This window comes from Pseudogemmobacter bohemicus (assembly GCF_003290025.1).
GTDB classification, from domain to species: domain Bacteria; phylum Pseudomonadota; class Alphaproteobacteria; order Rhodobacterales; family Rhodobacteraceae; genus Pseudogemmobacter; species Pseudogemmobacter bohemicus.
On sequence record NZ_QNHG01000004.1, the window covers coordinates 237,657 to 249,316 of the forward strand.

Here is an 11,660-nt window from a genome sequence, read left to right on the forward strand (position 1 = left end):
GAAAGGGCCGAGGGGGCTGGCCCCCTCTTGCTCCTGCCTGCCCCGCCATGCGAGGTCAGGGCATGAGCAAATCCGCCCCCTCTTTCACCTGCACGGCCTGTGGTGCCAGCTTCCGCAAATGGGCCGGACGCTGCGATGCCTGCGGTGCCTGGAATTCGATCATCGAGGAGGCGCCACTGTCCTCCGGCCCGAAGCCGCTTGGCCCAAAGGGCAAACAGGTGGCGCTGACGGATCTTGCGACCGAAGAGGCGCCGCCGCCGCGCGCGTCTTCGGGGATGGCAGAGCTTGATCTGGTGCTGGGGGGCGGCCTCGTGCCGGCCTCGGCCATTCTGGTCGGCGGCGATCCGGGGATCGGGAAATCGACGCTGCTCCTGCAGGCCGCTGCCAGTTTCGCGAGATCCGGGCTGAAATGCATCTATATCTCGGGCGAAGAGGCCTCGGCACAGGTGCGGATGCGGGCGCAGCGCCTTGGCCTGACCAATGCGCCGGTTATGCTGGGAACCGAGACCAGCCTGCGAGACATCCTCACCACGCTGGATACCGAGCGCCCCGGCCTCGCCATCATCGATTCGATCCAGACCATGTGGCTCGATACCGTCGAGGCGGCGCCAGGCTCGGTCTCGCAGGTGCGCGCCGCCGCGCATGAGCTGGTGAATTTCGCCAAGCGCCGTGGCGTTGCCATCATCATCGTCGGACATGTCACCAAAGAGGGCCAGATCGCCGGCCCCCGCGTGGTCGAGCATATGGTCGACACCGTGCTTTATTTCGAGGGCGAGCGCGGCCATCAGTTCCGCATCCTGCGCGCGGTGAAAAACCGCTTCGGTGCCTCGGATGAGATCGGCGTCTTCGAGATGACCGGCCAGGGCCTTTCCGAGGTCACCAACCCTTCCGCCCTCTTCCTCTCGGCCCGCGACGCCCCTGCCCCCGGATCGGCCGTATTCGCCGGAATCGAGGGCACGCGTCCCGTGCTGACCGAGATCCAGGCCCTGGTTGCGCCCTCGCCGCTGGGCACGCCGCGCCGCACGGTGGTCGGGCTTGATTCGGGCAGGCTTTCGACCATTCTGGCCGTGCTGGAGGCCCGCGTCGGCATCCCCTTTACCGGGCTTGACGTTTTTCTCAACGTCGCCGGCGGCATGCGCGTGACCGAACCCGCCGCCGATCTGGCGGTTGCGGCGGCGCTTTTATCCGCACGCGAAGATGTCGCGATCCCGCGCGATATGGTGCTTTTCGGGGAAATCTCGCTATCCGGCGCGCTGCGACCCGTCAGCCAGACCGAAAACAGGTTGAAAGAGGCGGCGAAACTTGGTTTCACACAGGCGGCACTGCCGAATGGGTCGAAACCCGGCGCGCAGGGCGGGTTGAAGCTGCGCGAAATGGCCGATCTCACGGCCTTTACGGGCGAGATGTTCGGGGCCGGCTGAGGCCAGCCCCCGAAAGGGCGGACGGGAGAGAGCGGAATGGACAATTTCACCTGGGTCGACGGCGGCGCCGCTCTGATCATCCTCCTCTCGGCGATCCTCGCCTATTCCCGCGGCCTTGTCCGTGAGGGGATGGCCATTGTCGGCTGGATCGGCGCGGCGATTGTGGCCTTCATCTTCGCCCCCTCGGCCATGCCCATCGTGCGCGAATTGCCGGTGGTGGGGCAGTTCCTCGCCGACAGCTGCGAGCTTTCGGTCGTTGCGTCTTTCGCGGTGGTCTTTGCCATCGGGCTGATCGTGGCGGCACTTTTCACGCCGCTCTTCTCCTCCATCGTGCAGCGCTCGGCGCTTGGCGGCATCGACCAGGCGCTTGGCTTTGTCTTTGGCGTCGGGCGGGGCGTGCTGCTGATCGCGGTCGCCTTCATCGTCTATGACCGCGCCCTGGCGAATCACTCCATCGCCGCCATCGACAATTCGCGCACCGCAAAGGTCTTCGCGAATTTCCAGGCCTCGATCGACAATGCGATCCCGACCGATGCCCCCGGCTGGATCGTGGCCCGCTATAATGACCTCACCAATGTCTGCACCGCCGCCGCCCAGCCGGTCGCGCCCGTCCCGGCAGCGCCCGAGACCACTCCCGGCACCGCCCCTGCGCCCTGATCCTGGGCCGTTGTGCATTTGAGCAGCGCCCGCCCTGCAACATATGCATGACAACGGGGGGTGACTCTGGCACTCTCAGCGACTACATCAGCCGCGAAGAAGCAGCCGGATCGGAGGCCACATGCGCCGTTTTCCCGCCCACCCGTTTGAGCCCCTGAATGACGGGGACAAGCTGAAGGAAGAATGCGGGATCTTCGGGGTCATCGGCCTCACCGATGCCGCGAATTTCGTGGCACTCGGGCTGCATGCGCTGCAGCATCGCGGCCAGGAGGCGGGCGGCATCGTCACTTACGAGCCCGAGACCGGTTTCCATTCCGAGCGCCGCTTTGGCTATGTGCGTGACAAATTCACCTCGGCCAGCGTGATGAACCTGCTGCCGGGACACCTTGGCATCGGCCATGTGCGCTATTCGACCGCCGGGTCCAAGGGCACCGCCCAGATCCGCGACGTGCAGCCCTTCTTCGGCGAATTCGCGATTGGCGGCTGTGCAATTGCCCATAACGGCAATCTGACCAATGCGGCCAGGCTCCGCAAAGACCTCATCGCGCGGGGCGCGATCTTCCAGTCCTCGTCAGATTCGGAATGCATCATCCATCTGATGGCGCGGAGCCTGCAAAAGACCCAGGCCGAACGTCTGAAAGACGCGCTGCGCCTTGTCGAAGGCGCATTTTCCGTCATCGCCATGACCCGCACCAAGCTGATGGGCGTGCGGGATGCGCTTGGCGTGCGCCCGCTGGTCCTTGGCCAACTGGGCGAGGGCTATGTTCTGGCCTCGGAAACCTGTGCGCTCGACATCATCGGCGCCGAATTCATCCGCGAGATCGAGCCGGGCGAGATGGTCGTGATCGAGAATGGCCGGATCGAAAGCTCGCGCCCCTTCCCTGCCGCCAAAGGCCGTTCCTGCATCTTTGAACAGGTCTATTTCTCGCGCCCCGATTCCATCGTCGGCGGCCGTTCGGTCTATGAGACCCGGCGCCAGATCGGGGTGGAACTGGCCCTGGAATCGCCGGTCGATGCCGACCTCGTCTGCCCGGTTCCCGATTCTGGCACCCCCGCCGCCATCGGTTTCGCTGCGCAATCGGGCATCCCCTTCGGCCTCGGCATCACCCGCAACCAGTATATGGGCCGCACCTTCATCGAGCCGACCGAGCAGATCCGCAATATGGGGGTCCGCCTGAAACTGAACGTCAACAAATCGCTGATCCGCGGCAAGCGCGTGATCCTCGTCGACGATTCGGTCGTGCGCGGCACCACCTCGCGCAAGATCAAGGACATGATCCTCGATGCCGGCGCCGCCGAGGTGCATTTCCGCATCGCAAGCCCGCCCACCGCCTGGCCCTGCTTCTACGGCGTCGACACGCCCGAGCGCTCCAAACTCCTCGCCGCCACCATGACGGAAGACGAGATGCGCGACTGGATCGGCGTCGACAGCCTGAAATTCATCTCGCTCGACGGCCTCTACCGCGCCGCAGGCGAGGCAGAGGGCCGCAACAACCGCAGCCCACAATATTGCGACGCCTGTTTCTCCGGCGAATATCCCGTCATCCCCGCCGATAAAATGGATGAGGGTTTCGAGATGAAAACCGCAGCCGAATAAGCAAAGCCGCCAAGCCCGCAGCAGCGGTGCACCGCACCACCTCTGCCTCTCTTTCATCTGTCCTTAAATATCCTCTGGGGGTCCGGGGGGCGAAGCGCCCCCGGCTTGCCGTCAACCGCCCCAGCACCAGCCATCGGAGCCGCCCAATGTCCAAAATCGCCCTGATCACCGGCGCCTCCCGTGGCCTTGGTGCGGGCCTCGCCGAGCAACTGGCGCTGCGCGGCTGGCATGTGGTGGCGGTGGCGCGCACCACCGGCGGGCTGGAAGATCTCGATGACCGCGTCAAAGCCCATGGCCTGCCCGGCGCCGGCAGCCTGACCCTCGCCCCGATGGACGTCACCAACGAAGACGCCATGCGCCATCTCTGCCGCTCGATCCATGACCGCTGGGGGGGCCTCGGCTTCTGGGCCCATACCGCGATCCATGCGACCGCCCTCGCCCCGGCCTCTTCGGTCGATCTGAAGGATCTCGACAAGTCAATCGCCACCAATCTGCGTGCGAGCTCGCTGCTGATCACCCTGGTCGAGCCCCTGTTGCGTGCCGGTCAGGGAACAGCGCTGATCCCCGATGACCCTTTCCCCGGCCATGCCAATTCTGCCGCCTATGGTGCGACCAAGGCCGGGCAAATGGCGCTCGCCCGCGCCTGGGAACAGGAAACCCGCCGCATCGGCCCGAAAGTGGTGATCGCCACGCCGCAGCCGATGCCGACCGCTCTGCGCGCCCGCTTCCATCCCGGCGAAGACCGCAGCCCGCTTGCCGATCCGAAGATCGAGGCCGCGCGCCTTCTCGACCTCGCTCTCAACTGAACCCCTACTCAGCCGACAGCAGCCATGGCGCGGGCAATCTTCTGAATACCTTCGGGAATCCGCGCCGGCTGGATCGAGGAATAGGCCAGCCGGTAATAGTTCCGCGCCACGCGGGCAGGGTCGAAAAAGCTCTCACCCGGCTCGATCAGCACCCCCTCCTTGCGCAGATCCCGCGCCACCTGCGCCGTATCGACACCCAAAGGTGCCCGCATCCAGAATGACGAGCCCCCATAGCCGCCCTGGCCGGCAATGGTCAGCCCCTCGGCCAGGATCGCCTCCTCCATCCCCTGACGGCGCCGGCGGAAGGCATTGCGCATCCGGTTGATCAGCGCATCATAGTGCCCCTCGGCAAGGAAATAGGCGACGGTGCGCTGGATATGGCCCGGCGGATGTTTCAGCGCCATCGCCCTCAGTGCCCGCGCCTCGGCGATAAAGCCGGGCGGCGCCACCAGATAGCCCAGCCGCATCCCCGGAAAAATCGACTTGGAAAACGAGCCCGCATAGATCACCCGCCCCGCCTTGTCCAAAGACTTCAGCGCGGGTGAGACGGGTTTCAGGAAACTCATCTCGAATTCGTAATCATCTTCGATGATGATGAAATCCTCACGGCTGGCGGCTTCCAGCAGCTTCAGCCGCCGCTCCAGCGCCATGGTCGCATTGGTCGGCGCCTGATGCGACGGTGTGACATAGACCACATCGCCGCGCCTGACCTGGCCCCCGGGCGCAAAGCCCGACAATGGCAAGCCTCCCTCATCGACATCCAGCGAGATCACATCGGCGCCCGAGACCTCCAGCACCCGGCGAATGCCCTGATAGCACGGGTTCTCGATCACCGCACGATGGCCCCGCGCAGGCTCGCCCAGGAGGATCCCGGTCGCGATCCAGAGCGCGTTCTGCGCCCCCATGGTCAGCAATACCTCATCCGGGCCGGCCGCAATGCCGCGCCTCGGCAGGATCACACGCAGCACCTGCTCGATCAGCGCCGGATCGTCGCGCTCGTAGAAATCCGAGGTCAGCGTCGAGAAATCCCGCCGCCCAAGCGCCCTGAGCGCACAGGCCCGCCAGTTCTGATGGTCGAACAAGGTCGCATCACTTTGCCCGTAGATAAAGGGCCAGGGATAGCGCTCCCAGTCATCGGGGCGCTCGACGCCCTGCATGGCACGGGTGAAACGGCCACCGGAAAAGGCGCGGTAATCAACCTCTTCGGCGGGGCGGGCGGGGCTCGGAAAATCCGGCGCCCGCGGCGCGTTTTCCGAGACGTAATAGCCCGAGCGCCCGCGTGAGGTCAGGTAATCCGAGGAGACCAGATCGCCGTAAGCCAGCGTCACCGTGATGCGCGAGATCCCCAGATGCACCGCCAGCCCGCGCGATGAGGGCATCTTCTGCCCCGGCCGGAACCGGCCCGAGAGGATACCATCGGTCACCATGGCCCGGATGCGGCTTTGCAACGTGCCCGCCGCACCCATGGCCAGGAAAAACGCCTCAACAGGTATGGCCATCTGCCGCGCCCCCGACTGGACTGAAATCCACAATCTGTCTGGCGATATACGCTGCATATACCGCGCCCGGCAATGGAAAGCTGACCTCCCGCCGACCAACCGCGCAGCGGGGCGCTGCCCCCGACCGCCGTTCCGGCGGCCTCCCCCCGGGATATTCAGGGTCAGGCTCCGTTGATTGCACTGCTTTGACCTGTTTCAGAGGGTCTGATGAGACCCTCAATCTATTCTGGCTGACAGATGGAGCAGGATCAGAAAACAGTCCAATGGACTGCACTCCCGACGACCGGATGCATCGCGTCACGCTGCCGGGCCAGCGCCTGTCCGCCAGCGACTTCGACCGTCAGGTCGCAATGTCCCAGGTCCACGGTGCCGTCCTGAACGGCTTCACCGCATGCGGCATCCCCGTCACAGAGGCCCCGGGGCAAGTCTGCCCGGTGGAAAGGAGAGCCTACGCCTTCAGCTGATTTGTTCAACAGACCCGGTTATACGGCAATCATATCCTCCTGCGGCAACGCAAGACTGGCAGGCGCGCAGTGATCCCAGTCAGCGCACCCCTCAAAGAGCTGCCGGGCGCCCCCCGAAGACGGCGTGACGATCCTGACGACGACAATCGGCACGACCTGGACAGGCATGAGGTTCAGCGCGAGCTGGCGGGAGGCGCCCGCGCAGCCGCAGTTTCTTCGGTTGCAGCCTGGGATCAACCGGAATGCCATCCTCTTCGGCTCGGGCGAGGATAGGCGCCATCACATCCAGATGCCGGTTGATCGTGGCCACGGCGAAACCGACCTGCCGGGGCGGGAGCCTGGCCGCCTGCGTGAAAGCCTCTTCGACAGGGCGGGTGACATCCTCTTTGCTCTTGCCCCAGCTGCCGGGCAAGAGCCGCCAGATATCGCAGAACAAGGACAGATGTGCCTGGCGGCATCCTCAACGCCGGGAGCCTGCGTGAACAGCCGGGCCGTCACCAGCCGCGACCGCTCCATGGTCTCGGACGTCCGTTCGGGAGGCCATCCTTCTGAACCAGATGCTTGCGAATCTCCAGCCGGGCCGCATTCAGCCGTTCCGTCGTAGCCTGCACCGAGGGGTCGAAGACCTCTGCCGGCGCAGGCTGCGGCGGCGGTGCCGCCACGATTGGAGGGGGTTGGAGCAGGCGGGCACCGGCTGCCGCTGGCTCGGTCCCGGGTCGGCATCGGGCGGGGCATCCTGCTCAGGCCAGCCCAGACGGTCCCGCGCCATGATCCCGGCCACGATCTGCTCTGCCATATCGGCCATGATCCGGGTCCGGCCCCCAGCACGGTTTCCCGTTGAGCATAGGCCGCCGCGCGGCCCCCCGATCAGGAGGCGACGCAGCTGCAACAGGGCCGAGTTGTCGGGAGGTTACGCCGATCCCGTCACCGTTCTGAATTCGGATGCGGTCCGGCGCATCCTCACCTCTGACCGCATGTCACCCGCCAGCATGGCCAGCGTGGTCTCCAGCGTCGACAAATCGGCAGGGGGGCGCCATCCCCGATCAGCCGGTCAACGACAGACGGCTCAGGATCGGCCCCGGGGGCCGTGCCCGGCCATCAGCCGCCAGGCGGTGGCGGTGGCCCGGTCGGCCCGGATATCGCTCGCAGCCCGGCCCAGCGGATCCAGCCGGGTCACCCGATCCAGCCGGCGGATCGGGGCCAGTGCTTCGGTGATCAAGTGGGACAGCCAGGTGCGGGCCGCCTCTGCCGAGATCAGGTTGCGGGTCAACATGCGATCACTCTCGACGGTCAGCTTCCGGGCGATCATACAGGCTTCCGCCCGCATCCCGGTCCGCAAAGACAGCTGCAACATGTTGATAGACGTGGATAACTCCGGCACCCGCCGGCGCCAGCAGAGGACGGCCCCGCGCCGGAATAGATGAAGGTGTTTGCCCATGACGGCCCCAAGAAAGAGGCGGGCCTTGAAACCACGAGCCGGGAATGTGTGACACATCTGTGTGACGCCATGGGGTGAGTCGCCGACCCACCTCATTGACTTCAAAGCACAAACAGCTGCCATAACCTCCAAACATCCCCGCCGGAGACTACGCAACCGGGCAGGGACGAAAGCGGTCAGAACGCTCCCTCGGCCAGCGCGAGACGGACCTGACCCACGCCCTGACCGATATCCTGGGTGATCGCAGCCACCAGCGCCTCGGCATCGTCCGCCTCCATCGCCGCCAGCGCCTCGGCATGCTGATCGGGCAGACCGGCACCACCCAGCCGTCCCATCACCAGCCGCAAAGACGGGCCGGCGCGCAGCCAGAGAGATTGCGCGATATCGAGCAGCACCGGTGCATCCGCCGCCTCGTAAAGCGCGAAATGGAAGGCATGGTTGAACCGCAGATAGGCGGCGATATCGCCCTCGCTGATCGCGGTATTCACCCGTTCATCCAACAGCCGCAGGCGGCGGATCAGCGTCGGCTCCATCGCCCGCATGGCAAGCCGCGCGAGCTGCGGCTCGATCGCCAGCCGCGCCCAGGCCAGCTGATCCAGCACCGATTCCGTCATCTGCGGCACCGAGACCCGGCGATTGCCCTGCGGCATCAGCGCCCCCTCGGCCGCCAGCCGCCGGATCGCCTCGCGCACCGGCGTCATGCCGGCATCGAGTTCCGTCGTCAGCCCCTGGATGGTCACCGGTTGCCCCGGCGCCAGCGCGCCAAAGAGGATCATATCGCGCAGCCGCGAATAGGTGACCTCATGGGTCGGGATCTTGCGGCTCTCTGCATCCATATCGGTCAATCCGGCCCTGAACCTCCCGGCATCGCACCGGCGGCACGCTTTTCGTCCCGCCCCATGGCGGCCTCCCCGGCGGCTGAGGCAGAGTTATGACCAGCCGCCAGGTCCGGATCAAGTGTAACAGGCGGGAAACCTGCGGCTGCGTGAAAAACGCACCGCTTTCGCCAGTGGCGGCGGGGGGGGAGGGGGCGGCGGACGTGGCGTTCAGGCCAGACCCGCCGCCCGGCGCAAGGCAGGCCGTTCGCGGGCCAGCCACAAAAGCGAGAGGATCAGCGGCGCATTGGCCAGCCTGCCCTCGCCCATCCAGGCCATCGCCGCATCAAAGGAGATCACATGGGTGCGGATATCCTCACCCTCGGCCGCCAGCCCGAAAAGGCCGCTGCTGTCCTCGGGCAGATCAGAGAGCCCGACCAGCGACCAGATATATTCCGTATGGGCGCCGGGTGAGGGGTAATAATCCGCCACATGGAAAAGCGCGCCGACAGAGATGCCGGCCTCCTCCTGCGCTTCGCGCCGCGCGGCCTCTTCGGGGGTTTCGCCGGCGTCGATCCGGCCCGCCACCGCCTCGATCAGCCAGGGCCGCGCCTCACCCCTTATCCAGGGACCCATGCGGAACTGCTCGACCAGCAGCACATGATCGCGACGCGGATCATAAGGCAGCAGCGTCACCGCATCGGTGGCGACAAAGGCCTCGCGCAAAAGCGGCCCGCTCATGCCGCCGGCAAACTGCCGGTGCCGGAGCCTCGCCTGCGCCACGGCGAAAAAGCCGCGAAACGGATGGTCCAGACTTTCCGCCCTGACGGTCGCATCGGTAGGGCCATTGGCGCGGCTTTGCCCGGCTGCGCGCAGGGTCGAGGCTGCGCAGGACAGCATCGGTCCGCGCAAATGGTAAAGATCCGCCGCCGTGGCGGCAGCACGTTGTGCGAGGATGTCACGGGCAAGCTGCAATTCCAGCGCCGGATCACCCGCCGCCTCGCCCCCCGTCGCCTGCTGCCAGAAGGCCAGCCGCGCCGCGGCCGCGGCGGCCCCCGCCCCCGGATCCAGCGGCCCCGGATCCAGCGCGCCCGGAATCAGCCTGCCCAGAACCAGGTCCCTCAGGCCCGGGCAATCCGCGAAACGCGGATCCTCATCCGGGAATTCCACCCCGCTCACCGCCAGCGCCGCCAGGCCCATTCGGTGATCGGCCCGCCGAAAACCCCGGCGACGATCAGCACGCCCAGCACGCCGACCGTAAGCATATCCCTGCCATTCTCGATCATTTTGGTGAACCAGCCCAGCATGGCATCCATCGGTCCCTCATAGCGCATCTTCATGGATTCAGAGACCATCTGCCGGCCCGAGAACACAAGCAGCGCAAAAAACGCCATCACGATCGAGGTCTTCAGCCCCGAGCCGATGGAATCGGGATAGGTCGATCCGACGCCATTGCCCATGATCTTCCAGCCGCACAGCAACCCGATCACCGCCGAGATGCTGCGGAACATCATTGCCCCCCCCGCCCCGCCATCGGGAAGCGCCGGAAGATGGGCATTGGCCGCAAGCCAGCCCATCAGGCCGAACCAGAAGGCGGCAACCAGTTTTGCGGATGTCGGCATTGCACTCCTCAGACCCCGAAAGGTCCACCCAGACTGTTTCACTCAATCCGCAAAGTCACGCCAGATTTTGTCAATTTGCGGGACGAGTTAAGGTAATCTGTGTCACATCGCAGTTCTGGCCGCGAAAAGCGCCGGCACAGGCGGCCAGATAGAACTCCCACAGGCGGCGGAAACGGTCGTCAAAGCCAAGCGCCCGGATCTCCTGCCAGCGCGCGAGGAAGGTCTCATGCCAGCGCCTGAGCGTCTGGCTGTAGCTTTGCCCGAATTCTGCCGAGCCCGTGACCAGCAGCCCTGCCCGCCTTGCCTGATCGCGCAAAGCACCCGGAGAGGGCAGCATGCCCCCGGGAAAGATGTATTTCTGGATGAAATCGACCGAGGCGCGATAACGCGGCCAGCGATCCTCGGCGATGGTGATGATCTGGAGGACCGCATTCCTGCCCGGCCGCAGCCGGTCGGCAAGGCCCCGGAAATAGACCGGCCAGTATTTCTCGCCCACCGCCTCGAACATCTCGATACTGGCGATCCCGTCATAAAGCCCGTGATGGTCGCGGTAATCCTCCAGCCGGATGGTGACGCGGTCGGCGAGACCGGCGCGGCGAATGCGCTCGGTCGCGAATTCATGCTGCGCCGGGCTGATCGTCAGCCCGGTGACCCGCATGCCGCGCCCGGCGGCAAATTCGGCAAATCCGCCCCAGCCGCAGCCGATTTCCAGCAGATGCTCGCCAGGCTTCGCGCCGATCCTTTCCAGGAGGGCGGCATATTTTTGCGCCTGGGCGCGTTCCAGGCTCTCCCGCCCGGTGCGGAACAGGGCCGAGGAATAGGTCATGCTCTCATCCAGCCAGAGCCGGTAGAACTCGTTCCCCAGATCATAATGCGCCGCGATATTGCGCCTGGCCTGGGCGCGGCTGTTCGAATGGAACCAGAAGCGCAGCCGTTCCAGCCCGCGTATCAGCCCCGCACCGGGGAAACTGTCGGGCACAACCAGATTGCCCGGCATCAGGATCAGATCGAGAAAGGCCTGAAGATCCGGCGTCTGCCAGTCGCCATCGACAAACGCCTCGGAAAAACCCAGCTCGCCCTCACGGATCAGCCGGGCAAAGAGATCGCGGCTGACCACCTGCACCTCTGCCGCCGGTCCCGGCCCCGGCCCTTCCGCACGAAACCGCCGCCCATCGGGCAAAACGAAATCCAGCCTGCCGTTTCGCAGCCCCAGAACATGGCGGAATACCTGCGAAAAATAGCGCGGCAACCCGGCCTGACCTGTGGTCGAAGTGAGAAAATCCATGACTTCCCCCGCTCTGACTGATGCCTTCTCGCTTCCCTGAATACCCTTCCTCGCAA

Annotated in this window: 11 protein-coding genes and 1 pseudogene; 6 read left to right on the forward strand and 6 right to left on the reverse strand. The window is 65.6% G+C overall.

The features are described 5' to 3' along the window. Positions 1 to 62: 62 nt before the first annotated feature. The 4 genes from radA (at position 63) to DRF71_RS20270 (ending at position 4,481) form a co-directional block, all read left to right on the forward strand. Complete coding sequence (gene radA / locus DRF71_RS20255; RefSeq protein WP_112312360.1) at positions 63 to 1,421, forward strand: DNA repair protein RadA; 1,359 nt, start codon at positions 63 to 65, stop codon at positions 1,419 to 1,421. A gap of 36 nt (positions 1,422 to 1,457) precedes the next feature. Then, the gene (locus tag DRF71_RS20260) at positions 1,458 to 2,078 is read left to right on the forward strand and encodes a CvpA family protein (protein ID WP_112312361.1); all 621 of its coding nucleotides are present in this window, start codon (positions 1,458 to 1,460) and stop codon (positions 2,076 to 2,078) included. A 121-nt stretch (positions 2,079 to 2,199) separates the two neighbouring features. After that, on the forward strand, positions 2,200 to 3,675 hold the full coding sequence (gene purF, locus DRF71_RS20265) for an amidophosphoribosyltransferase (RefSeq protein WP_112312362.1): 1,476 nt from the start codon (positions 2,200 to 2,202) through the stop codon (positions 3,673 to 3,675). A gap of 146 nt (positions 3,676 to 3,821) precedes the next feature. Further along, entirely contained in the window at positions 3,822 to 4,481 is a 660-nt protein-coding gene (locus DRF71_RS20270) for an SDR family NAD(P)-dependent oxidoreductase (protein ID WP_112312363.1), read from the forward strand. A gap of 8 nt (positions 4,482 to 4,489) precedes the next feature. Here DRF71_RS20270 and pdxR read toward each other — a convergent pair whose 3' ends face one another. Then, entirely contained in the window at positions 4,490 to 5,980 is a 1,491-nt protein-coding gene (pdxR, locus tag DRF71_RS20275; protein WP_112312364.1) for a MocR-like pyridoxine biosynthesis transcription factor PdxR, read from the reverse strand. Between the two features lie 278 nt (positions 5,981 to 6,258). Here pdxR and DRF71_RS28775 point away from each other — a divergent pair. Further along, positions 6,259 to 6,444 (forward strand): annotated as a pseudogene (locus DRF71_RS28775) (hypothetical protein); the annotation flags it as partial. A 124-nt stretch (positions 6,445 to 6,568) separates the two neighbouring features. Beyond that, positions 6,569 to 7,048 carry a hypothetical protein gene (locus DRF71_RS27630; protein ID WP_157971208.1) on the forward strand — a complete coding sequence of 160 codons (480 nt, stop codon included), beginning with the start codon at positions 6,569 to 6,571 and terminating at the stop codon, positions 7,046 to 7,048. Positions 7,049 to 7,510: 462 nt separating this feature from the next. Here DRF71_RS27630 and DRF71_RS29250 read toward each other — a convergent pair whose 3' ends face one another. The 5 genes from DRF71_RS29250 to DRF71_RS20310 form a co-directional block, all read right to left on the reverse strand. Then, entirely contained in the window at positions 7,511 to 8,005 is a 495-nt protein-coding gene (locus tag DRF71_RS29250; RefSeq protein WP_332872070.1) for a DUF6538 domain-containing protein, read from the reverse strand. A 53-nt stretch (positions 8,006 to 8,058) separates the two neighbouring features. Continuing rightward, positions 8,059 to 8,718: a GntR family transcriptional regulator gene (locus DRF71_RS20295; RefSeq protein ID WP_112312368.1), complete on the reverse strand. Its 660-nt coding sequence runs from the start codon at positions 8,716 to 8,718 to the stop codon at positions 8,059 to 8,061. A gap of 210 nt (positions 8,719 to 8,928) precedes the next feature. Next, a complete protein-coding gene (locus tag DRF71_RS20300; protein ID WP_112312369.1) occupies positions 8,929 to 9,897 on the reverse strand; it encodes an NUDIX domain-containing protein in 969 nt (322 codons plus the stop codon). Then, entirely contained in the window at positions 9,873 to 10,319 is a 447-nt protein-coding gene (locus tag DRF71_RS20305; RefSeq protein WP_112312370.1) for a TrgA family protein, read from the reverse strand. Before DRF71_RS20305 ends, DRF71_RS20300 begins: the two co-directional genes overlap by 25 nt. 70 nt (positions 10,320 to 10,389) lie before the next feature. Continuing rightward, positions 10,390 to 11,604 carry an SAM-dependent methyltransferase gene (locus DRF71_RS20310; RefSeq protein WP_112312371.1) on the reverse strand — a complete coding sequence of 405 codons (1,215 nt, stop codon included), beginning with the start codon at positions 11,602 to 11,604 and terminating at the stop codon, positions 10,390 to 10,392. Positions 11,605 to 11,660 lie beyond the last annotated feature (56 nt).